The following is a 24299-nucleotide window of genomic DNA, read 5'->3' on the forward strand; positions in this document are numbered from 1 at the left end:
TATGCTCCCCGCATGCCCCACCGGCCGGCGCTGCGGCGCCAGGTGCATTATAGCGCAACCGCAGCACACTGTCCGAATTCTTCAATGTATTACTGAAATTGCTAACGTTTCTTATAGTTCTATACAAGCGCTCACTATGATTCCGACGCTCGACAGCCGGAGATTTTTCGTCCATTTTCCTTGACCCGTGCTGCACTGCAATCTCTGGTGGGACCATGAACAAGGAAACCACGCCGATTCTATCCGTTTGCGTTTATTGCGGTTCTCAGCCCGGGCGTGACGACGCCCACATCCAGGCCGGCCGCACCCTCGGCAAATCGATCGCCGATCATGGCCTGCGCCTCGTCTATGGCGGCGGCACGCGCGGGATCATGGGCGCCGTGGCAAGCGGCGTGCTTTCATCCGGCGGACACGTCACCGGCATCATTCCGGAATTCCTGATGGACAAGGAAGCGACGCGTCACTCGCTGGGCCAGCTGAACGAACTGATCGTTACCGCCGACATGCACGAGCGCAAGCACAAGATGTTCGAGCGCGCCGACGCCTTCGTCGCCCTTCCGGGCGGGATCGGCACGCTCGAGGAGATCGTCGAAATCATGACCTGGGCGCAGCTCGGCCGCCACAGGAAGCCGATGGTCTTCGGCAATGTCAACGGCTTCTGGGATCCGATGCTGGAGCTGATCGACCACATGCGCGACCAGGGATTCGTCCACACGGCGCATCTCGTGCAGCCGCTGGTGATCGACCGGGCGGAAGACATCGTCCCCGGCATCCTTGCCTCGGTTCGCGCCAACGGGCGCGAGGGCGAAGCCGAGATCATCTCCAGGCTCTGATCTAGTGCGGGATGAGGAACAGTGTGTGCGGTTTTCCGCCCGCATCCCGCTCTAACTTCAAACTCTGCCGATCATTCGGCCGGCGTCGGTTGAGCCGCTCGCCGCGCCCTGCTCTCCGCAAGCATCGCTCCCGAATAGATGAAGAGCGCGGCCCAGATCAGGGCGAAGGCGACGAGTTTTGCCGTTCCAAAGGGTTCGTGGAAAACGAAGACGGCGATCAGGAAGATCATCGTCGGAGCGATGTATTGCATGATCCCGATCGTCGAAAGCCGGAGCAGCTTCGCGCCATTGGCATAGATCATCAGCGGCACGGCGGTGACGATCCCGCAGGCGAGGAGAAGCAGGACATCCGTCATGTTGGAGTCGCCGAGGAAGTGGCCCTGCCCCGTCGCCTCGAGCCAGATGACGTAGCCCGCAGCCGGGATGCTGAGCAGCAGGACTTCGAGGAAGAAGCCCTGGTTCGGCCCGACCGGCAGCGTCTTCCGGAAGAACGCGTAGAAACCCCAGGAAAAGCACAGCCCGATCGAAACCCAGGGAAGACCGCCCGCGTCGAAGGCAAGCACGCCCACGGCGAGCGCGGCGAGGCCGATCGCCACCATCTGCGCCGGATTTGGCCTCTCCTTCAGCAGCAGCGCACCGAGGAAGATGGAGAACAGAGGGTTGATATAGTAGCCGAGCGCCGTCTCGATCGCCCGGCCCGCGCCGATCGCCCAGACATAGATGCCCCAGTTGATCGTGATGAGAGCCGCCGTGACCGTGGCCATCATCAGCACGCGTGGAGAGCGCAGCGCAACCTTCACGTCCTGCGTGCGGCCGAGCCACACGAGCACGAGGCCTGCGAGCGGCACCGACCAGACGATACGATGCGCCACGACTTCGGCCGCAGGGATATGCGAAACCGCCTTCATGAAGAAAGGCAGGAAACCCCACAACAGGTAGGCTGCCAGCGCGAAGGCGAAACCTTTCGGGGAATCGACATTCTCTGCGGGCAAATTCGCGTTCGGCTCAGCCATGATTTTGATCCTGAAATTCCACCGGAGCTAAGCGGGAAGCGCTCCGGTCGCAATCGACGGCCAACCCTCTCGGGAGCAATTGCCGTCAGTCCTCCTGCGTCCTACTCCAACGGACGGTGATGCACCAATTCATTTCCGTGAACCGATGGATGAACGGCGTTGATGCGGACGGAGCTGGATATCCCGCGCAACCCAACATCATCGTGATCCAAACTACTCGGCCGCGATCGATCCGACCTGATCGCGGTTTTTGAGCAGCTTGTAGACGATACTGTCCATCAATGCCTGAAATGAGGCGTCGATGATGTTGTCGGATACGCCGACCGTCCACCAGCGCGCCCCTGAGCGGTCCGTCGATTCGATCAGGACGCGGGTGACGGCCTCGGTGCCGCCGTTGAGGATGCGCACCTTGTAATCGGCAAGTTCCAGATCGGCGATCTCGGACTGGTACTTGCCGAGATCCTTGCGAAGCGCGAGGTCGAGCGCGTTGACCGGGCCATGCCCCTCGGCGACCGACATCATCGTTTCGCCGTCGACGATCACCCTGACCACGGCCTCCGATACCGTCTTCAGCTTGCCGTTCGCGTCGAAGCGGCGCTCGACCATCACCCGGAAGCTCTCCACCCGGAAAAAATCGGGCACGGTGCCGAGAATGCGGCTCGCGAGCAGCGCGAAGCTCGCATCCGCACCTTCATAGGCATAGCCCGTCGCCTCGCGTTCCTTGACGATCGAGATCAGCTTGTCGAGCCGCGGATCGTCCTTGGAGACCGTGATGCCGCGCCGCTTGAGAGCATTGATGAAGTTGGCCTTGCCTCCCTGATCGGAGACCATGACCTTGCGCAGGTTGCCGACGCTTTCCGGCGCGACATGCTCGTAGGTCCTCGGATCCTTGAGCAACGCGGAGGCGTGAATGCCGGCCTTGGTGGCAAAAGCCGAAGCGCCGACATAGGGGGCCTGGGGATCCGGAGAGCGGTTGAGCAACTCGTCGAAGGCATGGGCGAGCTTGGTCAGTTCCTGGAGCCTCTCGGCATCGATCCCCGTCTCGAAACGGCTCGAATAGGTTTCCTTCAGGGCAAGCGTCGCAATCAGCGTCACGAGATTGGCATTGCCGCAGCGTTCGCCGATGCCGTTGAGCGTGCCCTGGATCTGACGAACGCCGGCTTCCACCGCAGCCAGCGAGTTGGCCACCGCCTGCCCCGTATCATTATGCGCATGGATGCCGAGATTTGCACCGGGCACTCCCTCCGCAATCACGGCCGAGACGATCTCGCGGATCTCGGGAGGCTGCGTGCCGCCATTCGTGTCGCAAAGCACGACCCAGCGCGCGCCGGCCTCGAAAGCCGTTTTCGCGCAGGCGAGCGCATAGGCGGAGTTCGCCTTGTAGCCGTCGAAGAAATGCTCGCAATCGACCATCGCCTCGCGGCCGGAAGCCACGACCGCCTCCACGGAAGCGCGGATATTGTCGAGATTTTCCTCGTTCGTACAGCCGAGCGCCACCTCGACATGATAATCCCAGCTCTTGGCGACAAGACAGATCGCATCGCTCTTGGCGCTCAGCAGCGCGCTCAGGCCCGGGTCGTTGGAGGCGGAGACGCCGGCGCGCTTGGTCATGCCGAAGGCGACGAAGGAGGCCTTGTCGGTGCGCCGGCACTTGAAGAACTCCGTATCCGTGGGATTGGCGCCGGGATATCCGCCCTCGACATAATCCATGCCGAATTGATCAAGCAGCGACGCAATCGCGATCTTGTCCTCGACGGAAAAGTCGATGCCGGGCGTCTGCTGCCCGTCCCGAAGCGTCGTGTCGAAGAGATAGATGCGTTCCCTGGTCATGTCTCGATTTCCAACGTACAGATCACTGATCGTTTGCGGGTCTTCCTACCCGCCCTATTCGGCCTTGCCGGCGAATTTATCGGTCGCCCGGATGAGCCGGTCGAGAATGCCCGGCTCCGAATAGGCATGCCCCGCCCCCTCGATGAGGTGGAATTCGGCTTGCGGCCAGGCCTTGTGCAACTGCCAGGCATATTTCGCCGGGCACGGCATGTCGTAGCGGCCGTGCACGATGACCCCCGGAATTCCGTGGAGCTTGTGGGCATCGCGCAGCAATTGCCCCTCTTCCAGCCAGCCGGCATTGACGAAGAAATGGTTTTCGATGCGGGCGAACGCATGAGCGAATTCGTCTTCCTCGAAGGGCGTACTGGTGGCCGGCTCCGGCAGAAGGGTGATCGTCTCCCCCTCCCAGATGCTCCAGGCCCTGGCCGCCGCAAGCCGCGTCGCACGGTCCTCGCTTGTCAGGCGGCGGTGATAGGCCCGCATCATCTCGTGGCGTTCTTCCGGCGGGATCGGCGCGACGAAGCGTTCCCACTTTTCGGGGAACATTTCCGAGACGCCGAACTGATAGTACCAGTCGAGCTCGGCCTTGGTCAGGGTGTAAATGCCCCTGACGACGAGCTCGGTTACCCGCTCAGGATAGGTCTCGGCATAGGCCAACGCCAGCGTCGAGCCCCAGGAGCCGCCAAAGACGAGCCACTTGCCGACCCCGGCAAATTCCCGCAGCCGTTCGATATCGGCCACGAGGTGCCAGGTCGTGTTGGCCTCTATCTCTGCATGCGGCGTCGACCTGCCGCAGCCGCGCTGGTCAAACAGCATCACATCGTAGAGCGACGGATCGAAGAGCCGGCGGTGGTTCGGCGAAATCGTACCGCCCGGGCCGCCGTGGAGGAAGACCGCCGGCTTGGCGCCGGGCGTGCCCACCCGTTCCCAATAAATCGAATGGCCGTCGCCGACATCGAGGTGCCCGGATGCATAGGGCTCGATCTCGGGATAGAGGGTACGCAATGGAGAACTCACGATAGATCTTCCTCGGGCGGCCAGTGCACCGTGTCGTAGTCGGGATGCTGGCGGTTGGATTCCAGGACTATGAGATGGCGCTCGGCAGCCGCTTCGCTGCCGTCGTCCGTCTCTTTTTCGGGGAGCTGCGGCAGATGCGAAAACCAGAACATCCGCGACTCGACGCCGGCCTGGTAGACCGGCTGGACGTCATCCGGATCGTCGAGCGAACCGAGCGCGATGTTCAGGAAGCTCGCATCCGGCATGTCGTAGAAGAGCGGCGTCCCGCAATCGCGGCAAAAGCCGCGGCGCACGAGATCGGACGAACGGTACCAGGCGGGCTGGCCGCGCGTGATGCGGAAGCCTTCGCGCGCGATATTGGCGAGCGGCAGAAAGTAGTTGCCCGCCGCTTTCTGGCACATGCGGCAATGACAGATATGCGGATCGCCCAGCGTGCCCTCGGCGCGGTAGCGCACCGCGCCGCACTGGCAACCGCCGGTGAAGATGCGTCCGATCATCGTGCCCAGACTCCGCCCGGAGGCCACTGCTCCGTCTCATGGTCCGGATGCTGAAACGAGATGATCTGCTCCTGCCGCCCGTAATAGTCGGGATCGTCGTGAACCGGCTGCTCGAAGATCGATTCGACCCAGGGAAGCCGGGACTGGTAATTGACCTGGATTTTCGGCGCGAGATCGGAGCGGTCGTCGAAGGCGCCTATGGCGATTTCGAGGCCGCCGGGATGCCGATAGGTCAGCGGCGTGCCGCATTTCGGGCAGAAGCCGCGATCGATATTGACTGACGACTGAAAGTAGCTCGGCTCGTCACGGGTCCACTCGACCCCGTCCTTCGGCGCCGTCACCAAGGCGGAGAAGAATGAGCCGAACTGCTTCTGACACATGCGGCAATGGCAGATCGAGGGGCGCCCGAGCTCTCCGCGGATGCGGAAGCGGACGGCCCCGCACTGGCAACCTCCAGTCCTGACGGCAGTGTTCATCCTCTTTCCTCCGGTGGCCAGGTTTCGGTGTCGTGGTCGGGGTGCTGATAGGAAACGAGATCGGCAAGAAACGAGACAGCCTCGGGGTCGGCCATGGTCTCTTCGCCGGGCAGCTTGGATACGTGATCGACATAGGGCAGTTTCCCTTCGACGCCCCATTGGATGGTCGGCGCGATGCCTTCCGGCCCGTCGAATGCAGCGATCGCGAGCGCCATGCCGTCCGGCGCCTCGTAGGTCAGCGGTGTTCCGCAGTCGCCGCAGAAGCCGCGCCAGACCGCGTTCGAGGACCGGAAGCGCTTGCGCTCGCCGCGGGTCCATACGAGCTTCGCGCCGCGTACGGAAACGAGCGGCAGGTAGAAATTGCCGCTCGCCTTCTGGCACATGCGGCAATGGCAGACGGAAGCATCGCCCAGTTTGCCCTCGACGCGGAAACGGACCGCGCCACACTGGCATCCGCCCGTATGGATCTCGTCAGCCATATCGCCCTCCTCTTTCCTCCGGCGTGCCGGCAGCGCCATCATCCTTAAAACTAGACCTGAGACCGCTTCACCTCCCAGGTGGTCACCCTTTCGCCGGTCTCGGGATCCTTGCCGTCCTTGAGCTGGATGCCTCTGGCCAGGAGATCGGCACGGATGCCGTCGGCCTCCGCGTAGTTCTTGGCCTTCAGAAGCTCCAGGCGCTCACGTACACGGCCGTCGATCTCGTGAACGACCGCCTCGTCGAGTTCGACCTCCTTCGGCACCACGCCGAGAAGCGCCGCGCTCGCGGCGAAGGTCCCGAGATGGCGCGAGTCGGCGGAAGCCTTTTGCGCCAGCGCATGCAGCGCCTGAATGGCGGCCACGGTATTGAGGTCGTCCGCGAGGGCGGTGACGACGGCCGGGTCCGCCTCGCCTGCAGCGTCGCCGTAAACCGGCCATTTCGACAGCAGATGCTCGGCCTCCTCCAGCCGCTTGATCGAGAAGTCGATCGGCTCGCGGTAATGGGTCATCAGCATCGCCAGCCGAAGCACCTCGCCCGGCCATTTGCGGCCGCCGAATTTTTCCGTGTGAAGAAGCTCGTAGATGGTGATGAAATTGCCCTCGGACTTCGACATCTTGCGGCCTTCGACCTGCAGGAAGCCGTTGTGCATCCAGACATTCGCCATCACCTCGGTGCCGTGGGCGCAACGCGACTGGGCGATCTCGTTCTCGTGATGCGGGAAAATCAGGTCGATGCCGCCGCCGTGGATGTCGAAGACGTCGCCGAGATAGCGCCCGCTCATCGCCGAGCATTCGATGTGCCAGCCGGGTCGCCCGCGACCCCAGGGGCTATCCCAGCCCGGCTCGTGCTCGGCGGAGAGCTTCCAGAGCACGAAATCGCCCGGGTTTTTCTTGTGCGCTTCGACGGCGACGCGGGCACCGGCCTGCTGCTCGTCGAGATTGCGCTTGGAGAGCTGGCCGTAATCGTCCATCGACCGCGTATCGAAGAGGACTTCCCCCTCGGCCTCGTAGGCATGGCCCTTGGCGATCAGCTTTTCGATGATCTCGATCATCCCGGCGATGTTTTCGGTCGCGCGCGGTTGCACGGTGGGATCCAGGCAACCGAGCACAGTCGCATCTTCGAGGAATTGCGTCTCGGTCTTCTCGGTCACATGACGGATCGCCTCGTTCAGCGGCAGCCCGGGATAGTCGCGCAATGCCCGCGCGTTGATCTTGTCGTCCACATCGGTGATGTTGCGGGCATAGGTGACGTGATCCGCGCCATAGACGTGACGAAGCAGCCGGAACAGGACGTCGAAGACGATGATCGGCCGTGCATTGCCGATATGGGCGTAGTCGTAGACCGTCGGGCCGCAGACATACATGCGGACGTTTTGAGGGTCGATCGGCCGAAAATCGGCCTTTTCCCGCGTCAGCGTGTTGTACAGCTTCAAAATCGGCATTCCGCCCATCCCAGATCTCCAAGTCTGCATGCAGCCGTCGCAATATAGTCGCCGGGTGGCCCCGCGCGTTTGTCATCTTGGATTTATGGAGACGAAAACGGCCAGGCCAGCGGATCGCTAGCGAATAATGTTCCGGCAAATAATGCAGATAACCGTTTTCATGGCGACCCTTATCGCGCGTCGCCCGGCGCCGGTCAAGAGGCGAGCCACGTGCAAGCGAAAGTCGTCAATCTGCAACCATGACGGCCATGGATTTGTCACGATTTGGCTTATCTGGAAATCATCGGAGGGGAAGGAGATTCGCGAATGCAGCCGGATACTGCATCAGGTCCTGTTTCCCGAGGAACAACAGGGACATGGTTTTCGTTGAAAATTCACGAGGGCTAATGTTCCCAATAGGGAAAACACCAAGGAAGACATGCAATGAAGGCCGCCAAAATTGCCGAACGCAAGCCGCCGCCGTCCGATCTGCTGACGAAATACCGCCCGCTTGGCCTGAAGGCCGTCCTCGCAGCCGCGCTGCAAGTCAGGGCGAAACCGGCGGACAAGAAGATCGCGAAGCGTTCGGCTTAGTTCCGATCTGGGCAGCCCCTCATCCCGCTGCCGCGACCTTCTCCCCGTTCTGACGGGGAGAAGGGACAAGCCTCGGCTTCACCGCTCACTCTTGAGCGGCTGAGGGCAGAGCGGGGCCGCGAGTCCCCTTCGCCCCGCTTGCGGGGAGAAGGTGGCCGGCAGGCCGGATGAGGGGCGGTCCTTGGCTCAAAACAGCGACATCTGCCCGCCGTCGTCCCGATCGTCAGAGCGCCCCCTCTTCGGGATCGGCGCTATGGGCGCGACCTCGTCCTGGAGCTCAGGGCCGGTGTTGCCGACCTTGTTGACCTTGTCCGAAACGGGGATTGCTTCGAAATAATCCTCCGCCGCCGGGACCATGAGGTTGGCCACCTCGCGGGGTTCCTGGCTCTTGCAGTCGAGCCAACGGGAAAAGTCTTCGGGCTGGATCACGACCGGCATGCGGTCATGGATGTGACTGACGGCGCGGTTCGCATCGGTCGTAAGGATCGCCGCGGTGTCGACCTCCGAACCGTCGGCGGAAGACCATGTCTCCATGAGCCCGGCGAAGGCCACGATCCCGCCCTTTTTCGGCCGGACCCAAAAGGCTTGCGAGGCCTCCCGGCTGCCCTTCACGGGACGGCGCCATTCGTAGAAACCGGACGCCGGCACCAGTACACGGCGATGGCGCATTGCGGCGCGGAAGGCGGCCTTGCCGATCGCGGTTTCGGCCCGAGCGTTGATGAGCAGCGGAAACTTGCTCGGGTCCTTGACCCAGCCTGGGGTGAAGCCCCAACGGACGAGCACGGCCTTGCGCTCCGGCAGGTTGCTGCCCGGCTCCGGCCGATCGGAGGCCACGATCACGATTATCGGCTGCGTCGGCGCGATGTTGAAGCGCGCAGGAAATCCCTCCGCCTCAAGCAGGCCAAACAGTTCCAGCAATTCCTCCGGCGTGGCCGTAAGCGCAAAACGTCCGCACATGACATCGATGTGGCACTTCACGTAGTATGGGTCAACGACCGAGGTGATTTTCGATTCCATGATGACCAAACAACCCGAGCGCGCCTCCTCCGCCATTCTCGAACGGAACGGCCGCTATCTTCTTGTCCGGCGGGCCAACCCGCCGTCAGCAGACATGTACGCTTTTCCCGGCGGCAGGGCGGAGCCCGGCGAGACGCCTGCGCAAACGGCATTGCGCGAACTCGCCGAGGAAACCGGCATCAGCGCCCGCGATCCCGTGCTCTTCGAAATCTATGACCTGCCCGGGATAGGCCCGCAGGAGCGTCATTTCCTGCTCTCGGTCTTCACCGTCGAAGCCGATCCTGATTTGGTCGCGATCGCCTGCGATGATGCCGCCGGCGTTGGCTGGTTCACACCGGAGGAGATCTTCACCTTGCCCATTCCGGAAAGCGTGCGCGACTGCCTGGAGAAGCTGGCGGCCGGCGGGTCAAGGCGTATTCCCGGGTCAGCGACGCGCGTCAGTTCGGATTTGAGGGGCGCATGATCGATACGCGACTCCCGTCCAGACTGTTGCTGACAGGCATCCTCCTCGCGACCGCCGCGGGCGCGGCGGCTCAGGAAAAGCAGCCTGCCCCGCAGACGACCGCTCCCTCTCCCTCCCCGGCGCAGGAGGAAAAGCCGACCCCCTACGACCAGCGGCTGATCCGCCTCGCCGAAATTCTCGGCTCGGTGCATTATCTGCGCAATCTCTGTCTCGACCAGTCCGAGGACGGCTGGCGCCGCTCCACGCAGGAACTGATCGACAAGGAGGCGGCCGGAGAGCCGAAACGGCGCGAGCGCATAACCGCCGCTTTCAACCGGGGCTATCGGACCTTCGCCTCGGTCTATACCAGGTGTACGGAGCCCGCGACGCTCGCGGAAGAACGCTACCGTGCCGAAGGTGCAACACTCGCTTCTGAAATCGTCGCCCGCTTTGGAAATTAGGCAGATATTAACCTCTTTTTCCCTGACCCCGTGTCGTTTCGGGAAAAGGCTGCTAAGTTTGTTAAGAGAGTGATAAGAAGTAACCGGCCTGTCTGCCCGTTCAGTTGCGGTTCAGCGGATAGGCGTTAGGTTAGCCACGTGCACGTATTGGAAGCCGCATGGAACGAATGATGGAACCAAGCCTGACAGACATCGACGACATGATCGTCCACGAGAAGATGCAGGCGGCGCTCGAGCACCAGAACGAGGCTTGGGCGGATGGCATGGCCGACGGCATCGAGCCGGAAATCATCGCCGATGCGGCGATTGCGCTTGCCATGCGCGAAACCGTCCGGCTTCATGGCGAAGAAGGTGCCGAGGCAATGCTTAATTCGCTTCGAGAGCGCATGCTCGCCGGAGAATTCTCGCCAGAGCGGACGATTCAGTAACATCAGGACTGCCCGATGAACCGGAACCCTGCAAACCGGGCCCTCCCGGTTGGTCTTGTTGTGCTGCTGGCGGGTGCGACTATGACTGCCACGCCCGTGCTGGCTCTCAGTGAGTTTCAGGGCGCCCCTGCTCCCATTGCCGGCGAGCAGAACGCAGCCCCAGGCGATGAGGCCGAAGAGGCCGCGCCGGAAGAACGGACCCCCCTTGAAATTCCGATGCCCGACCCTCTCGTCGACAGGACGGCCGTCGAGTTGAAGGACGATGAGATTGCCGCGCCGGACGTGGTGGAGCCTGTCGAAGTGCTGACGGATGTCTCGAAGATCCCGGTGCCGGTGGCACGCATGCGCGAACTGATCGTCGAGGCGGCGGCTTCGGGTGACATCGAGCGGTTGCGCCCTCTGCTCGGCAAGGGCCCCACCCAAACCCAAGTCACCGCCACCGCCGGGGAAGACGACCCGATTGCCGCACTCAAAAGTCTTTCCGGCGACCAGGACGGCATCGAAATTCTGGCCATCCTCCTCGATGTCATGTCGACGGGCTTCGTGCTTGCGGACAAGGGTACTCCCGAGGAGGCCTATGTCTGGCCCTATTTCGCCGAGAAGCCGCTCTCGTCGCTGACCGCCCCGGAAAAGGTCGACCTCTTCCGACTGGTGACCGCCGGCGACTTCGCCGGGATGGAGGAGTTCGGCACCTATAATTTCTACCGCGTCGGCATCACGCCGGATGGAAAGTGGAAGTTCTTCGTCGCGGGAGATTGAGCGCGTCTCGTGCCGGAGAGACGGGAATGCCGGCGGATCCCGCTCGGGCATGCTTGCCCTTCCCCGGCAGACATCCTACCTCTTCAGGATAGAGAATAGGACTCGACATATGCCAATGGTTTGCCTCGACGACCGCGCAATCATCCGTGTCTCCGGAAAAGACGCGGAGACCCTTCTTCAGACGCTGATCACGACGGACATCGCCGCGCTGACCGCGGATGAGGTCAGGCCCGGTGCGCTGCTGACGCCTCAGGGCAAGATCCTTTTCGATTTCCTGATCTCCCGCGACGGCGAAGCGTTGCGTCTGGAGACGACGGAGGATCAAGCCGAAGCGCTCGTCAAGCGCCTGACGATGTACAAGCTGCGATCGGCAGTGGACCTGTCGCTCAATTCGCCGGCGCCGGTCACTGTCGTGTTCGGAGAAGACGCGCCTGCCGAGAGCTATCGCGATCATCGGTTCGAGAAGGCGGGCGTATCCGTTTTCCGCCTCTATCGCGACGTGCCTGCAGCGGAAGCGGGCATCGCCGACCTTGACCGGCTGAGAATCGCGGCGGGCATCGCCGTTGCCGGCCGCGACTACGACCTGCAGGACGCCTTTCCGCATGACGTGCTCATGGACCTGAACGGCGGCCTATCCTTCCGCAAGGGCTGCTATGTCGGGCAGGAGGTCGTTTCGCGAATGCAGCACCGCGGCACCGCGAGACGCCGCCTCGTCATCGTCGCCGGCGCGGCGACGCTGCCGCCGAGCGGAACGAACATTTCCGTCGACGGGCGGCCGATCGGTTCTCTCGGCACCGTCCTGGATCGGGACGGCCTGGCAATCGTCAGGATCGACAAGGCGGGCGAAGCGATCGCCAAGAGTGAGGCCATTCTTGCAGGCGACGTGCGCCTTACCCTGACGCTGCCCGCCTGGACGGGGCTTGCCTTTTCGAGCGAGGCAGGAGAGGCGAGCGCATGATGAGTGCGCGTGCGTGGCAGCGTATGCTTTCCGGGCGGCGGCTCGATCTTCTCGACCCCTCACCGCTCGACGTCGAGCTTTCCGACATCGCCCACGGACTTGCCCGCGTGGCGCGTTGGAACGGGCAGACTTCCGGCGACCACGCCTTCTCCGTTGCCCAGCACAGTCTCGTTGTCGAGGAGATTTTCCGTCGCACCAATCGCTGCGACGCCCAGGATTGCCTGATGGCCCTGCTTCACGACGCGCCGGAATACGTCATCGGCGACATGATCTCGCCGTTCAAGGCCGTCGTCGGCGGCGGCTACAAGACCGTGGAGAAGCGCCTGGAGAATGCTGTCCACCTGCGCTTCGGGCTTCCGGCACACACGCCCAGGGAACTCAAGGAGCGGATCAAGAAGGCCGACCGTATCGCCGCCTATTTCGAAGCGACGGAACTTGCCGGCTTTTCCGCAGAGGAGGCCCGCAAGTTCTTCGGCCAGCCGCGCGGCATCACCCGCGAGATGTTGCTGATCGATCCCCTGCCCGCGGTCGAGGCGCAGCGCCTCTTCGCCACGCGCTTCAATGCGTTGGAGTCCGAACGCGCCAAGGCGAGGCAGGAGGCGTGACCATGACGGCAATCGTCGTCTCGCCGCTTCAGCGCATCGCGGAAATGGCCGTCCGGCACGGCTGCCGCGAAATGCTGAGCCTGCTTGCGAAGGGCCAGAATTTTCATCGCCCGGCCGTCATCGACCATGCGAAGCATCTGACGATCGGCGTCAACGACATCAGCTTCGCCGGTACGGGCGGCCTGATTGCGCCGCAGGAAGAACACGTTCATCGGATCATCGATTTCGCCCGCAAATGGGACCGGACGCGGCCGATGCTCATACATTGCTGGATGGGCGTCTCCCGCTCGCCTGCGGCCGCGCTGATCGCCGCACTCGCCGTCGAACCGGACCAGGACGACCACGCGCTCGCCAAGCGCCTCCGCGCCGCCTCGCCCTTTGCGACGCCGAATGCGCGGCTCGTGGAAATCGGCGACCGGGCGTTGTCGCGCAAGGGTGCGCTCGTCGCCGCGGTGCGAGCCATCGGCCGCGGCGCGGATGCCGACGGCAATGCGCCTTTCGTCCTGCCCCTGCAAGACGTGCAACATGCCGGGTGAAGCGCAGCCGATCACGGTCGAGATCGGGCTCAATGCCGTGATCGTCGCGGTCGTCAGCCGCAGCCCGCGCATCCTCGCCGTCAGCGAGGCGGACGGCGACGCTCGCGACAGCCTGCCCTTCGGCCCCTTCGATCCGGCCCGCCACCGTACTTTCGAGGCGAGCCTGCGGGCGCGCGTCGAGAAGCGTACGGCGCTCAAGCTCGGCTATATCGAGCAGCTCTACACCTTCGGCGACCGTGGGCGCCAGCGTCTGCCCGGCGAGGAAGGCAAGCACATGGTGTCCGTCGGCTATCTGGCGCTGACGCGCACCGACGCCGAGAACAACGAGAGGCTGGCCGAAGCGGGCGCCCATTGGCGCGACTGGTACGGCTATCTGCCCTGGGAAGACTGGCGTCTCGGACGCCCCGCGATACTCGACCAGAGCATCCTGCCCGCGCTTGCCCGCTGGGAGTCCGGAGACGAAAAGTCGGCCTCGGCACAGCGTCGTTCACGGATACGCCTCGCCTTCGGCCTTGACGACTTTCCCTGGGACGAAGAACGCGTGCTGGAGCGCTACGAATTGCTCTATGAGGCGGGACTGGTGCGCGAGGCCGTGATCGACGGCCATTGCCGCGATCCGGAGAGCCCGGCGGCAGGGCTGGCGATGCGCCACGACCACCGCCGGATCGTCGCTACCGCCGTCGCGAGACTGCGCGGCAAGCTCAAATACCGGCCGGTGGTCTTCGAGCTGATGCCGCCGGCGTTCACCCTCACCGACCTGCAGGCAACCGTCGAGGCAATCTCAGGGCGCCATCTTCACAAGCAGAACTTCCGCCGCCTCGTCGAAGGAGCGGAGCTCGTCGAGCCGACGGGGGAGACCCTGGCATCGACCGGGGGCCGTCCGGCCGCACTCTTCCGCTTCCGCCGCCAGATCCTTGACGAGCGGCCCGCGCCCGGCCTCAAGGTCGGCGGGCGCTGACGCTGCCGCGTCGCTGGCATACGCGCAAACGGCAGTTGTGACGGGTCTGCAGCGCGGGCTTACCGTCGACGGCATCAACTGCCGCTATAAGTGGCGTAGCCGTAAGCGAGAGCAGCGGCACTTGGTAATGGCTGCTTCTCTTACGCCGCTATGCTGCTCATTCGCGGATTGGCTCAATCATCATGAGTTTCGATATCGGCTCCAATGCGGAAAGAGCGGGTTGGTCGGGTAACCAAAGGGTTTTTCCAAACCTGCACTCGTCTAGAGCGGGATGCATTTAGGCGGAATCGGAAAGGGGATTCCTTTTTCTGCGCAAATCAGATTCACCATTCAGGCCGGTGAAGGAGGCCGGCCTTTATGGCGAGACCTTTTTCGAATGATCTTCGGGAACGCGTTGTCGATGCGGTGACGGGCGAGGGCCTATCGTGCCGGGCAGCGGCCAAGCGCTTCGGCATCGGCATCAGCACCGCGATCGATTGGGTGCGGCGGTTTCGCGAGACGGGCAGCGCCGCACCCGGCCAGATGGGTGGGCACAAGCCCCGCAAGCTTTCCGGTCCGCACCGGGCTTGGCTGCTTTGCCGCTGCCGCGAGCGCGACTTCACGCTGCACGGACTTGTCGCCGAGTTGAGCGAGCGCGGCCTGAAGGTGGATTATCGCGCCGTCTGGACCTTCGTGCACGAAGAGGGGTTGAGTTATAAAAAAAGACGCTGGTCGCCAGCGAACGGGAGCGGCCCGACGTCGCCCGCCACCGGGCACGATGGCTGAAGCACTGCCCCGGAATTGATCCCGCCCGCCTCGTTTTCATCGATGAGACCTGGACGAAGACGAACATGGCGCCGCTGCGGGGCTGGGCGCCTCGCGGCGAACGACTGGTGGGCTACGCCCCCTTCGGCCATTGGAACACCATGACCTTTGTCGCCGCACTCAGGGCCGACCGCGTCAGCGCTCCCTTTATCCTCGATGGCCCGATCAATGGCGAACGCTTCCGCATCTATGTCCAGCAAGTTCTGGTGCCGGAACTCAAAGCCGGCGACATCGTCATCCTGGACAATCTCGGCTCCCATAAGGGTCAGGAGATCCGCGCCGCCATCCGTAAGGCCGGCGCCCGCCTGTTCTTTCTGCCGAAATATTCCCCCGATCTCAATCCGATCGAAAAGCTCTTCGCCAAAATCAAGCACTGGTTGCGTGAGGCACAGGCCAGATCACGCGATGCAATCCATGACGAACTGCGCCACATTCTCCAAGCCGTCACCCCACAGGAATGCGCAGCCTACTTCAAAGAGGCGGGATATGAACGGGCTTAAATACATACCGCTCTAATGGCACCGTCAGCTTTTCTCCTGATCGCATAAGCCTTGTTGTGATCGGCGAAATAGTTTTGATGGAGATCCCGCTTGATCCGCGGAAGTATATTCCCGACGGGAGCGACGATATCGATGAACCAGAGATGGTTCCCCGAAGCCCACTTGCCCGGTGGGGGATTGCATCCTTCGCGGAGCAGTGCTTCATGGTCGTCGTTGTCAACAAGTGCCCAGGTAACGAATGCGTTCGGTCGCCCTTCTTCGTCGAAGTACACTTTGCACTGACCGGCTTGAAGCGCAGGTATGATGTTACGACTTATGTCCGCAACGAACCAGTGTTTGTAGTCGCAATCCATCATGAGCGCAGTGACCATTCCGAGCGCTTCAAAAAAATCTAGGCGAACCTCCTTTGTCTTCTCCGTCAACGTTCCCCTAATCCGTCTTGAATTGCCTTGATTATTGGCTCGAAGAAGTAACTAATGAGCCGCCGTTCACCCGTTATCACATCGATCGTCGCAGTCATGCCGGGCGAGAACCCTATGTCGCGCCCGCCTATCCCAATTGTCTCTTGGTCGAGTACAAGGTGGATTGCGTAGACCCATTTCCCTGGGACGATGTCGCCGCGCGCATCCGCACCAACTCTAGTCACCCGACCGCGAACAATACCGAAACGTTCGGCCGGAAAGGCGTCAAACTTCACAAATGCCTCTTGCCCTTTTTCAAGAAAGCCGATGTCACGGTTGTCGAAGAAAGCTTCAATCTCCATGCCATCGCCGGAAGGTACGATGGACATGAGTGTTGAACCTGCTTCCACGAAACCGCCGATGGTAAATACCGTGAGGTTCTCGACCTTGCCACCTGCTGGTGCGCGAATCGCGAGCAAGGCCAGTTGGTTCCTAGCCGCGCTCAGTTCCGCTTCCAGCCCTGCAAGGGACGTGCTCGCCTCGTTCAGTTGTTTCTGATAGTTCTCGACTGCGGTCGAAATGATGCTCTGCCGCTGTCTAGCCAACGCGTTCGCTTCCGCTGCAAGGATATTCAATTCGCTCTCGGAGATGAGCACCTCCAGTTCGCGTGCTCTTTGCTCACGCAATCGCTCGAAGTAGTCTACTTCGCTGATGGCTCCCTTGTCCTTCAACTTGCCGGCTGACAAAAATTTCCTGGAGGAAATATCCAGATCAGACCGAGCTTTCTGCAGTCGCGCCTGCTGGGTTATTCGCGATTGTTCGACACGATCAAGTTGCGCATTGATCCGCGCAACCTGATCTCGAAGAGACGTTAGCACAGCCTCTATAAGTGCCTCCGCTCCGTCGATAACCTCCAGGTCATGCCGCTCCCTTTCGAAGGCAGCTCTGCCTGCCGCAAGCACATCATCGTTTGCGACTGCAACATTTGTCAGCGCCGCAATGATTACTCGGGCAACCGTCGCCCCGCGACGTTGGCGACGAACCTCGGTCAGCCTGAGCTTGATCTGGCTCTCAACCGAGACGGTATCCATGCCGACTAACAAGTCACCAGCCTTCACCGGCTGCCCCTCTGTGACCAGGATGCGTATGATCCTCCCGTTGGTCTGTGGCTGAACGAGCTGAACCCTGCTGACTGGAATAACCTTGCCTTGACCTCGGGCCACTATTTCGATCTTGAGCCAATAGCCTCCAACGAAAATCGCGACCAGACCCGAAATCAGAACCCAAGTGGTTAAGCGCACGGTTGGCGAGTCTGGCCTCTCGATGACGGCTTCCTTCATACTAAGTCTGCCTGGAACTATCGCTGGGGCGCTGCAATTGAGCAATGTTGACCATGTTCACGTCACTGCCAAACAGCTCGGGATTGTGAGTGACAATAATCACGGTGCTCTTGACGGCGTGCCGCTTAATCGCAGCAATGACGATGTCAGCAGATGCGGAATCAAGCGCGCTGGTGGGTTCGTCGAGGATCAGTGCACGGGATGGCGACACAAGGGCCCGTGCAAGTGCAATGCGCTGGCGCTGACCACCAGAAAGGTAAGCGCCACGTTCGCCAACGTCCGTGAGTATGCCATTTGGCAGCTCCCCAATAAACAAATCGCAACCGCTTTCGACCAAAGCCGAACGGATTTCCTGATCCGTTGCGGCGGCGTTGCCCAAGAGAATGTTGTCCTGAACGGAACCCGAAAATAGTTCCGGCTCCTGCGGAAGATACGCAATCGCTTGCCGCACGCTGCGTTCATCGTAGTCAGTGAGTTTATGTCCGTTCGCCTCAACCACTCCGCAATCCGGCCTGTAAATGCCGCTGATAAGCTTGGCGAGAGTAGACTTGCCACAGCCCGATGGGCCGGTAATCACCGTTGGGCGGTCCGGGGATATCTCCAGAGTGAGGTCAAGGATAACAGGTTGCTCGGGTAGATAGCAAAACGATACGGCCTCCAAGTGGAGACTCAGCCGGCCGGACACGGGGAGCGGCGGCTTGGAAATATCGGTTTCTGCTGCGGCATTCAATAAATCGCCTAACCTCAGCCGAGCGATCCGAAGTGCCTGCCATTGTTCCCACACTGCCGACAGGGAGAGGATCGGCCCAGCCACCTTGTCGGCCAGCAGGTGAAATGCAATCAGCTGCCCGAGCGTGATCTCATTTCGCAAGACGAGATGAGATCCGAAAAAGACGATCGATATAACCGAAACGTTGCCTAAAAGTCCGCCGGTAAAGCCATTGACAATATGGAGCTTGGTTACTTCAAAACCGGCAAGGAGACTATCTGCCAATGTACGGTTAAGCCGCTCCGATTGTACCGCCTCGCATCCAAGCGCCTTGACGGTGACTACGTTAGCCAACGTCTCCACGAGACGAGACTGGTGCCTGGAATAGTCCAAAAAAGCCCTCTGCATGCGTCGTCGTGTCAGCGGCCCAATGACACCGAACGCGATTACTTGCAGAGGCAGAACGATCAAAACGATAAGCGTCAGCATAGGGCTGATGGTTATCAGAGCAGCGACGTAGATAATCGCGAACAGCAAATCGACCAAAATGCTGGAAACGGTTCCTGTTAGGAATGCTTTGACCGTGTCGATTTCGGAAATGCGGGTTAGCGTTTCCCCCACCCGCCAACATTGAAGTTGCCTCAACGGCAGATGAAGGACATGCCGGAAGATTCGGCCGGCGAGATCCAACGTCAGCCGATTGCCCATGTGGTTTCCGAGATAGGCCGCCAGCGCGTCCAGAATAGCGGACAAGATCGCGGTAACGCCGAGAACAACTACGATCAGCAGCAGTGTTGCTTCCCGCTGGAACGGCAGGACCCGATCAATGACAGCCTGAAAGACAAAAGGCTGTACCAAGCCAAGCAACCGCATCACAATCGCTACGATCATGAGTTCGATCATCAATGGTGTGTAGAAAAATGTGGTGCGCGTGAACCACGAAAGAGGTGCTAATCGGAGATTATCCACCACTTCGTAAGTATCCCCCACCACACTCGAAGATAGTCTCCCGCAATTATCCCTGATACCAGAATCAATTTGACTCCGCAACCAAAAAGTGCAATATATTGTTTAGTGACCATCAGCGTCTTTATGCTGAGATAGGCGACTCTATAGCTCTGCTATCGGGGATCTAGATGAGTTTATACCCTATAATTGCCGCCATTATTGTGTTTTTGTCGATGACAATCGTGGATTATATTATAAAAATTGCAGGGTTATCTCCGCCAAAGTGGGTTACCCTTCTCATCTATGCCATAATCAACTACGTGATTTATTTGGTCGTACTGCATTTTGCTAACGTTTGAATGGATTTCGACCTATCAGAGGTAGAAACGTTACTGGATTGGAGAACTGCGATGGGAAGTTCAGGTGGGTCAGGCGGGTCAGGCAACAACAATCCCAGTGCGGGGCGTGTTGGTAGTGCAATAGGGGTAGTTGTTGGAGGAACGATCGGCTCCGCTTATGGTGGACCGATGGGCAGCCGTGTCGGCGGCGTAATAGGTGGGCTAGCTGGTTACGCCGTAGGGAGCTCCGTTGGCAACGGAGCGCCAGATTACCGCGGCTATAACCCCATGGGAGACTATGGTGGCGGCGGCTCTCCCGGCCCTGGAGCTGGAGGGTTTGGCGGCCGCTAACCTTCGATAATGACAGAACGGAAACGCGGCGAGGTTTTTGCTTTGCCGCGTTTTAGCGTGTGGTTGGCGGCAATGACTTGGCAGCGACAGTTGGGACGAAATGTTTTGGGTTCGTTGCGGCGCAACGCCAGCCAAGCCAGCTGGCCTGCTTACCCGAAACAGCCCGCCAATACGTTCCTCGTTCGTGCGGCCCCCAAGGTGGCTCGGACGCGCACAGAAACGTACTGGCGACATGCACTACTTCACCACCGCGCAGGCCAGCCGGTCGCCGGCATCGCCGGAGGGCTGGCTGCGATTGTCGTCCGAATGCACATGGATCACCAGGGCCCGGCCGCGAAGGGCGGTAGCCCTGTCGTCGAGGGACACGAAGCTGTTGAAGACCTGGGCGCGCAAGGTTCCATCGGCACCGACATACTGGTTCGGCATGTCGCCGGCATGCGGGCCATTGGAAGCGAGGAAGCCGTGCTCGGCATTCTCATCTTCGCCGGCAAAATGCTTTCCCGCCGACTCGAACCCGTCCTTGGGATCGCAGCGCCCCATTTCGTGAGCGTGAAAAGCCACCCAGGTATCCTTCGGCAGGCCGCTTATCTCCATCTCGATCAGCACGCCCTTGCCGCCTGCCGTCAAAGTGGCCCGCCCGATGTCCGTGCCGTCCTTGCCCACGAACTCGGCCGTCGCCGTCTGCGAGGATTGTTGTGCCGAAGCGGCACCCGCCATTCCTGCCGCACAGGCGATCGCAATCATCGTTCTCATCATCGGAGTTCTCCCTCTCACTCGCGGGTGGATAGGAGACAACGCGCGGCTGCCGGGGTCGTTCCGCAAAAACGCGGCTGAGTTGCAGGCAATCCGGCGAATTGGGCTAAATCGACACGTCCAGACCGATGTCGAGCGTCGGTGCCGCCATCGTGATCTTCGATGTCGAGATGTAGTCGACGCCCGTTTCGGCGATTGCGCGAATGGTTTCGATCCTCACGTTTCCCGACGCCTCCAGCCTGGTGCGGCGCAGGTCGCCGGGATAGGAAGCGGCGGACAGTCCCCAATGTGCCGCGTTGATCGCGACGGCCTCGCTGAGCAGTTCCGGCCCCATATTGTCGAGCAGGACCACGTCCGGCGAGGCGGTCAGCGCCTCGCGCAACTGGGCGAGGCCGTCGACTTCAACCTCGACCTTGACGAGATGGCCGCAATAGGCCCGCGCGGCCCGGACGGCGCCGGCAACACCGCCGGAAACGGCGATGTGGTTATCCTTGATCAGCACCGCGTCATCGAGGCCGTAACGATGATTGGAGCCGCCGCCGAGGCGGACGGCGTATTTTTCGAGAGCGCGAAGGCCGGGGATCGTCTTGCGCGTGCAGCAGACCTTGGCGCCCGTATGGGCGATCTCATCGGCGAACGTCGCCGTGTAGGTCGCAATCCCCGAGAGATGCATGAGAAAGTTGAGCGCCACCCGCTCGGCCGAAAGAAGCCCTCGGGCGCGGCCGGAAATTCGCGCAAGCGCCGTACCCGGCACCACCCGGTCGCCGTCCGCAGCGAGCGCTTCGAAGCGGATCGACGGGTCGATCAGGCGGAATGCGGCTCGCGCCAGTTCCAGCCCGGCAACCACGCCCGCTTCGCGCACACTCATATTCGCCGCGGCCGTCCGGTCCGGCCCGATCGTCGAGAGGGTGGTGATGTCACCGGCCCTGCCGAGGTCTTCCAGAAGAGCCGCTTTCACCTGCTCCTCGACCATGAGAGCGGGCAGTTCCGGGCGAAGGGCGATCATTATGTCGTTCCTGCGATTGGAGTAGCTTCTAATCTTGCGTTTGCCGCCGTCATGCCGGTTCGCTCTCGGCCACTTCCGCGGCCAGACGCTCCGCCTGGGCGAGCGTCAGGTAGGTCCGGCGCCGCCATTCCGGCCGTTCGTCCGGGCAATCGGCCCGAAAATGACCGCCGCGGCTTTCCGTCCGCTGCAGCGCGGCGATCGCGATGAGCTTGGCCGTGGTAGCGATATTGGCGAAGCGCAGGCGCTTGTTGGTACGCTCGAGTTCCGCAATCCCCCGGATCGCGCGGGTCAGGCTTTCGCGCGTACGCACGACCCCGACGCAGTCGCTCATCAATTGCCGCAGCACCTTGAAAGGCGGGCTGTCCTCGACCGTCACGGGATCGTCGTTCTCGCCGGCATTGTCGCCCCAGGCAGTCAGCTTCGGGGCCGGCAAGCTGCCCTTGATATTTTCCGCGATGCGCGCCGCGAAGACGACCGCCTCCAGCAGCGAATTCGAGGCAAGGCGGTTCGCGCCGTGAACGCCGGTCGATGTCACTTCGCCCGCCGCCCAAAGGCCGTCGATGGAGGTCCGCCCTTCCCCGTCCGTCAGCACGCCGCCCATGTGGTAGTGCACGGCAGGCGTGACGGGGATCGGCTGCCTCACCGGATCGATGCCCGCTGCCATGCACGAGGCGTAGACGGTCGGGAACATCTCGGGGAAATGCCTGCCGACGGCCTTTGTGCAATCGAGGAAGGCGCCGCGTCCGGCTTGAACCTCCGCAAAGACGCCACGCGAAACGATATCGCGCGGCGCGAGCTCTCCATCGGGATGGATGTCGAGCATGAAACGGCGGCCTTCCGAGTTGATCAGGGTGGCGCCATCGCCGCGCAACGCCTCGGTCGCAAGCGGCGCCGGGTCCTTGCCGATGTCTATCGCGGTCGGATGAAACTGGACGAACTCGGGATCGGCAATGATGGCGCCCGCCCGCGCCGCCATGCCGACGCCCTGGCCGCATGCTTCCCATGGATTGGTGGTGACGGCATAGAGATGGCCGACGCCGCCCGAGCAAAGAACGACGGCGCGCGCCGGGAAGGAAACGCGGCTCTTCGACTGGCCGGCATCCGGCCGCGCGATCACGCCGGAGATGAACCGGCCCTCGCGCACCAGTTCCTCGACCACATAGCCCTCGATCACCCGGATCGACGGGGTATTGCGCACCGCGGCAATCAGCGCCTCCATGATCGACTTGCCGGCCATGTCGCCCTTGACGCGGACGATGCGCCGCTCGGAATGCGCGGCTTCCCGCGAAAGCAGGAGCTTTCCCTCAAGGTCGCGGTCGAAGGGAACCCCGAATTCGAGCAGGTCGTGGATGCGGGCCGGGCCCTCTGCGACCATCATGCGCGTCATCTTCTCGTCGACGATACCGGCACCGGCCGCGACGGTGTCTGCGACATGCTTCTCGAATGTATCGCCCTTGCTCATCGCCGCGGCGATCCCGCCTTGCGCCCAGGCCGAGGAGGCGCCGTAGCCGATCGGCGCGGCGGCAAGGATCGTGACGGGACGCGGCGCCAGTTTCAGCGCGCAGAAAAGCCCGGCAAGGCCACCGCCGACGATGACGATGTCATCGATCCCGTTGAAGGACTGCGGGCGGAAATGGTCGGTCAGCATGGCTCGATAACTCCTCCACGGGCCTGCACGGGTTTGTCCCGGCATTGATCACTGCTTGAGGTTCACCATGCGCTCGACCGCCAGCCGCGCGCGGTCGGCGATCGCCGGATCGACCAGAACCTCTTCCGTCATGTTAAGCAGGCTGTCGAGGATCTTCGGCAGCGTGATGCGCTTCATGTGCGGACACAGGTTGCACGGCTTGACGAAATCGACGCCCTTGACCTCCGCCTGGATATTCGACGCCATCGAGCATTCCGTTACCAGCAGCACCCGCTGCGGCCGCTTGTCCTTGACGTAATTGATCATGCCCGAGGTCGAACCGGAGAAATCGCAGACGGCGATGACGTCGGGGTGGCATTCCGGATGGCCGACGATCTCGATGCCGGGATTGGCTTCTTTGTAAGCCAGGAGTTCGGCTGCCGTGAACCGCTCGTGCACCTCGCAATGACCTTTCCAGGTCAGGATCTTCTTGTTCGTCTGACGCGCCACGTTCATCGCCAGATACTCGTCCGGGATGCAGAGCACGGCGTCGGACTCGAGGCTTTCGACCACTGCCAGCACGTTGGAGGACGTGCAGCAGATGTCGGTCTCCGCCTTCACGTCGGCCGAGGTGTTGACATAGGTGACGACCGGCACGCCCGGATAGCGTTCCCTGAGGAGCCGCACATCCGCTCCGGTGATCGACTCCGAAAGCGAGCAACCTGCTTTCGCATCCGGAATGAGCACCGTTTTTTCCGGATTGAGCAACTTTGAGGTCTCGGCCATGAAGTGCACGCCGCACTGGATGATGATCTCCGCGTCGACCTTGGTGGCGTCGCGCGCAAGCTGGAGCGAATCGCCGACGATGTCCGCCACGCAGTGAAAGATGTCCGGCGTCTGATAATTGTGGGCCAGGATGACCGCGTTACGTTCCTGCTTCAGCCGGTTGATCGCATGGACGTAAGGCGCATAAGCCGCCCACTCGAACGCAGGAATGAAGTCCTTTACCTTTTCGTAAAGGTGCTCGGTCTCGCGCGCGACAGCCGGGGTAAAGGCAAGATCCGGTTTCTCGATGACGCCGAAGCGTGCCGCAGCGCTCACGAAGGCCGGAGCGGGCGCCGCTTCCTTGCGAAGGTCAAGAGTGGTCATCGGGCTCTCCTCTCCCGCCGTTTCCGGCAAATTCCAATTATGCTCAATC

Annotated in this window: 26 protein-coding genes and 1 pseudogene; 11 read left to right on the top strand and 16 right to left on the bottom strand. The window is 61.8% G+C overall.

Annotated features, from left to right (window positions below; all coding sequences use genetic code 11):
• The first annotated feature begins 215 nt into the window (after positions 1–215).
• Entirely contained in the window at positions 216–833 is a 618-nt protein-coding gene (locus M1D34_RS10030) for an LOG family protein (protein ID WP_003532718.1), read from the top strand.
• Positions 834–904: 71 nt separating this feature from the next.
• On the opposite strand, the gene rarD is transcribed toward M1D34_RS10030, so the two are convergent.
• From rarD to cysS, 7 genes are all read right to left on the bottom strand, one after another.
• Positions 905–1846 carry an EamA family transporter RarD gene (gene rarD / locus M1D34_RS10035; RefSeq protein WP_003532716.1) on the bottom strand — a complete coding sequence of 314 codons (942 nt, stop codon included), beginning with the start codon at positions 1844–1846 and terminating at the stop codon, positions 905–907.
• 213 nt (positions 1847–2059) lie between these two features.
• Entirely contained in the window at positions 2060–3676 is a 1617-nt protein-coding gene (gene cimA / locus M1D34_RS10040) for a citramalate synthase (RefSeq protein ID WP_010969053.1), read from the bottom strand.
• A 54-nt stretch (positions 3677–3730) separates the two neighbouring features.
• The gene (pip, locus tag M1D34_RS10045) at positions 3731–4693 is read right to left on the bottom strand and encodes a prolyl aminopeptidase (protein WP_015007447.1); all 963 of its coding nucleotides are present in this window, start codon (positions 4691–4693) and stop codon (positions 3731–3733) included.
• The gene (locus M1D34_RS10050) at positions 4690–5190 is read right to left on the bottom strand and encodes a GFA family protein (protein ID WP_498778889.1); all 501 of its coding nucleotides are present in this window, start codon (positions 5188–5190) and stop codon (positions 4690–4692) included. The genes pip and M1D34_RS10050 overlap by 4 nt, the downstream gene beginning before the upstream one ends.
• The gene (locus M1D34_RS10055; protein WP_010969050.1) at positions 5187–5666 is read right to left on the bottom strand and encodes a GFA family protein; all 480 of its coding nucleotides are present in this window, start codon (positions 5664–5666) and stop codon (positions 5187–5189) included. The genes M1D34_RS10050 and M1D34_RS10055 overlap by 4 nt, the downstream gene beginning before the upstream one ends.
• Entirely contained in the window at positions 5663–6145 is a 483-nt protein-coding gene (locus tag M1D34_RS10060; RefSeq protein WP_498778892.1) for a GFA family protein, read from the bottom strand. The genes M1D34_RS10055 and M1D34_RS10060 overlap by 4 nt, the downstream gene beginning before the upstream one ends.
• 50 nt (positions 6146–6195) lie before the next feature.
• Positions 6196–7596, bottom strand: coding sequence for a cysteine--tRNA ligase (gene cysS, locus M1D34_RS10065; RefSeq protein WP_010969048.1), 1401 nt, complete (start codon positions 7594–7596; stop codon positions 6196–6198).
• Positions 7597–8010: 414 nt separating this feature from the next.
• Between cysS and M1D34_RS10070 the strand changes: the two genes are divergently transcribed.
• Positions 8011–8160 (top strand): hypothetical protein, encoded by a 150-nt coding sequence (locus M1D34_RS10070; RefSeq protein WP_003532697.1) that lies wholly within the window; start codon positions 8011–8013, stop codon positions 8158–8160.
• Positions 8161–8346: 186 nt separating this feature from the next.
• Here M1D34_RS10070 and M1D34_RS10075 read toward each other — a convergent pair whose 3' ends face one another.
• On the bottom strand, positions 8347–9177 hold the full coding sequence (locus tag M1D34_RS10075) for an SOS response-associated peptidase (protein WP_498778894.1): 831 nt from the start codon (positions 9175–9177) through the stop codon (positions 8347–8349).
• Here M1D34_RS10075 and M1D34_RS10080 point away from each other — a divergent pair.
• From M1D34_RS10080 to M1D34_RS10115, 8 genes are all read left to right on the top strand, one after another.
• Positions 9176–9640 carry an NUDIX hydrolase gene (locus M1D34_RS10080; RefSeq protein WP_498778896.1) on the top strand — a complete coding sequence of 155 codons (465 nt, stop codon included), beginning with the start codon at positions 9176–9178 and terminating at the stop codon, positions 9638–9640. The two genes, M1D34_RS10075 and M1D34_RS10080, sit on opposite strands and share 2 nt — an antisense overlap.
• The gene (locus tag M1D34_RS10085) at positions 9637–10080 is read left to right on the top strand and encodes a TIGR02301 family protein (protein WP_003532694.1); all 444 of its coding nucleotides are present in this window, start codon (positions 9637–9639) and stop codon (positions 10078–10080) included. The genes M1D34_RS10080 and M1D34_RS10085 overlap by 4 nt, the downstream gene beginning before the upstream one ends.
• Before the next feature lie 158 nt (positions 10081–10238).
• Complete coding sequence (locus M1D34_RS10090; RefSeq protein WP_010969047.1) at positions 10239–10508, top strand: hypothetical protein; 270 nt, start codon at positions 10239–10241, stop codon at positions 10506–10508.
• Between the two features lie 15 nt (positions 10509–10523).
• The gene (locus M1D34_RS10095) at positions 10524–11267 is read left to right on the top strand and encodes a hypothetical protein (RefSeq protein WP_010969046.1); all 744 of its coding nucleotides are present in this window, start codon (positions 10524–10526) and stop codon (positions 11265–11267) included.
• Between the two features lie 109 nt (positions 11268–11376).
• Positions 11377–12225: a CAF17-like 4Fe-4S cluster assembly/insertion protein YgfZ gene (gene ygfZ / locus M1D34_RS10100; RefSeq protein ID WP_013844248.1), complete on the top strand. Its 849-nt coding sequence runs from the start codon at positions 11377–11379 to the stop codon at positions 12223–12225.
• Positions 12222–12830 carry a YfbR-like 5'-deoxynucleotidase gene (locus tag M1D34_RS10105; RefSeq protein ID WP_003532680.1) on the top strand — a complete coding sequence of 203 codons (609 nt, stop codon included), beginning with the start codon at positions 12222–12224 and terminating at the stop codon, positions 12828–12830. Before ygfZ ends, M1D34_RS10105 begins: the two co-directional genes overlap by 4 nt.
• 2 nt (positions 12831–12832) lie before the next feature.
• Complete coding sequence (locus M1D34_RS10110) at positions 12833–13366, top strand: tyrosine phosphatase family protein (RefSeq protein ID WP_003532678.1); 534 nt, start codon at positions 12833–12835, stop codon at positions 13364–13366.
• Positions 13320–14324, top strand: coding sequence for an NUDIX hydrolase (locus M1D34_RS10115; protein ID WP_498778900.1), 1005 nt, complete (start codon positions 13320–13322; stop codon positions 14322–14324). The genes M1D34_RS10110 and M1D34_RS10115 overlap by 47 nt, the downstream gene beginning before the upstream one ends.
• A gap of 173 nt (positions 14325–14497) precedes the next feature.
• On the opposite strand, the pseudogene M1D34_RS10120 reads toward M1D34_RS10115, so the two are convergent.
• Positions 14498–14587 (bottom strand): annotated as a pseudogene (locus tag M1D34_RS10120) (toxin-activating lysine-acyltransferase); the annotation flags it as partial.
• A 94-nt stretch (positions 14588–14681) separates the two neighbouring features.
• Here M1D34_RS10120 and M1D34_RS10125 point away from each other — a divergent pair.
• A protein-coding gene (locus M1D34_RS10125) for an IS630-like element ISRm2011-2 family transposase (protein WP_011970797.1) occupies positions 14682–15628 on the top strand; the annotation gives its coding sequence in 2 pieces (ribosomal slippage) (positions 14682–15021 and positions 15021–15628; 948 coding nt in all).
• Here M1D34_RS10125 and M1D34_RS10130 read toward each other — a convergent pair.
• The 7 genes from M1D34_RS10130 to nadA all read right to left on the bottom strand — a co-directional run bounded on the left by M1D34_RS10130 (position 15625) and on the right by nadA (position 24250).
• The gene (locus M1D34_RS10130) at positions 15625–16050 is read right to left on the bottom strand and encodes a toxin-activating lysine-acyltransferase (RefSeq protein ID WP_498778906.1); all 426 of its coding nucleotides are present in this window, start codon (positions 16048–16050) and stop codon (positions 15625–15627) included. The two genes, M1D34_RS10125 and M1D34_RS10130, sit on opposite strands and share 4 nt — an antisense overlap.
• Positions 16047–17369: an HlyD family type I secretion periplasmic adaptor subunit gene (locus M1D34_RS10135; protein ID WP_498778907.1), complete on the bottom strand. Its 1323-nt coding sequence runs from the start codon at positions 17367–17369 to the stop codon at positions 16047–16049. Before M1D34_RS10135 ends, M1D34_RS10130 begins: the two co-directional genes overlap by 4 nt.
• Before the next feature lies 1 nt (position 17370).
• Positions 17371–19071, bottom strand: coding sequence for a peptidase domain-containing ABC transporter (locus M1D34_RS10140; protein ID WP_017265096.1), 1701 nt, complete (start codon positions 19069–19071; stop codon positions 17371–17373).
• 881 nt (positions 19072–19952) lie between these two features.
• Positions 19953–20471 (bottom strand): superoxide dismutase family protein, encoded by a 519-nt coding sequence (locus M1D34_RS10145; RefSeq protein WP_003532668.1) that lies wholly within the window; start codon positions 20469–20471, stop codon positions 19953–19955.
• 103 nt (positions 20472–20574) lie between these two features.
• Positions 20575–21474, bottom strand: a complete 900-nt coding sequence (nadC, locus tag M1D34_RS10150; protein WP_127514604.1) for a carboxylating nicotinate-nucleotide diphosphorylase — start codon at positions 21472–21474, stop codon at positions 20575–20577.
• Between the two features lie 49 nt (positions 21475–21523).
• Positions 21524–23122, bottom strand: a complete 1599-nt coding sequence (locus M1D34_RS10155; RefSeq protein WP_010969040.1) for an L-aspartate oxidase — start codon at positions 23120–23122, stop codon at positions 21524–21526.
• A 48-nt stretch (positions 23123–23170) separates the two neighbouring features.
• On the bottom strand, positions 23171–24250 hold the full coding sequence (gene nadA, locus M1D34_RS10160) for a quinolinate synthase NadA (RefSeq protein WP_498778909.1): 1080 nt from the start codon (positions 24248–24250) through the stop codon (positions 23171–23173).
• Positions 24251–24299: the final 49 nt, after the last annotated feature.

The organism is Ensifer sp. D2-11, from assembly GCF_054161295.1.

Excerpts from the sequence above, each read along its gene's own strand:
- M1D34_RS10155 (WP_010969040.1), bottom strand. The coding sequence starts at position 23,122 with ATGCTGACCGACCATTTCCGCCCGCAGTCCTTCAACGGGATCGATGAC.
- ygfZ (WP_013844248.1), top strand. The coding sequence starts at position 11,377 with ATGCCAATGGTTTGCCTCGACGACCGCGCAATCATCCGTGTCTCCGGA.
- nadA (WP_498778909.1), bottom strand. The coding sequence starts at position 24,250 with ATGACCACTCTTGACCTTCGCAAGGAAGCGGCGCCCGCTCCGGCCTTC.
- M1D34_RS10060 (WP_498778892.1), bottom strand. The coding sequence starts at position 6,145 with ATGGCTGACGAGATCCATACGGGCGGATGCCAGTGTGGCGCGGTCCGT.
- cimA (WP_010969053.1), bottom strand. The coding sequence starts at position 3,676 with ATGACCAGGGAACGCATCTATCTCTTCGACACGACGCTTCGGGACGGG.
- M1D34_RS10030 (WP_003532718.1), top strand. The coding sequence starts at position 216 with ATGAACAAGGAAACCACGCCGATTCTATCCGTTTGCGTTTATTGCGGT.
- M1D34_RS10105 (WP_003532680.1), top strand. The coding sequence starts at position 12,222 with ATGATGAGTGCGCGTGCGTGGCAGCGTATGCTTTCCGGGCGGCGGCTC.
- M1D34_RS10050 (WP_498778889.1), bottom strand. The coding sequence starts at position 5,190 with ATGATCGGACGCATCTTCACCGGCGGTTGCCAGTGCGGCGCGGTGCGC.
- nadC (WP_127514604.1), bottom strand. The coding sequence starts at position 21,474 with ATGATCGCCCTTCGCCCGGAACTGCCCGCTCTCATGGTCGAGGAGCAG.
- M1D34_RS10110 (WP_003532678.1), top strand. The coding sequence starts at position 12,833 with ATGACGGCAATCGTCGTCTCGCCGCTTCAGCGCATCGCGGAAATGGCC.
- cysS (WP_010969048.1), bottom strand. The coding sequence starts at position 7,596 with ATGGGCGGAATGCCGATTTTGAAGCTGTACAACACGCTGACGCGGGAA.
- M1D34_RS10135 (WP_498778907.1), bottom strand. The coding sequence starts at position 17,369 with ATGAAGGAAGCCGTCATCGAGAGGCCAGACTCGCCAACCGTGCGCTTA.
- M1D34_RS10090 (WP_010969047.1), top strand. The coding sequence starts at position 10,239 with ATGGAACGAATGATGGAACCAAGCCTGACAGACATCGACGACATGATC.
- M1D34_RS10075 (WP_498778894.1), bottom strand. The coding sequence starts at position 9,177 with ATGGAATCGAAAATCACCTCGGTCGTTGACCCATACTACGTGAAGTGC.
- M1D34_RS10085 (WP_003532694.1), top strand. The coding sequence starts at position 9,637 with ATGATCGATACGCGACTCCCGTCCAGACTGTTGCTGACAGGCATCCTC.
- M1D34_RS10095 (WP_010969046.1), top strand. The coding sequence starts at position 10,524 with ATGAACCGGAACCCTGCAAACCGGGCCCTCCCGGTTGGTCTTGTTGTG.
- M1D34_RS10055 (WP_010969050.1), bottom strand. The coding sequence starts at position 5,666 with ATGAACACTGCCGTCAGGACTGGAGGTTGCCAGTGCGGGGCCGTCCGC.
- M1D34_RS10070 (WP_003532697.1), top strand. The coding sequence starts at position 8,011 with ATGAAGGCCGCCAAAATTGCCGAACGCAAGCCGCCGCCGTCCGATCTG.
- M1D34_RS10115 (WP_498778900.1), top strand. The coding sequence starts at position 13,320 with ATGCGCCTTTCGTCCTGCCCCTGCAAGACGTGCAACATGCCGGGTGAA.
- M1D34_RS10080 (WP_498778896.1), top strand. The coding sequence starts at position 9,176 with ATGATGACCAAACAACCCGAGCGCGCCTCCTCCGCCATTCTCGAACGG.
- M1D34_RS10145 (WP_003532668.1), bottom strand. The coding sequence starts at position 20,471 with ATGATGAGAACGATGATTGCGATCGCCTGTGCGGCAGGAATGGCGGGT.
- rarD (WP_003532716.1), bottom strand. The coding sequence starts at position 1,846 with ATGGCTGAGCCGAACGCGAATTTGCCCGCAGAGAATGTCGATTCCCCG.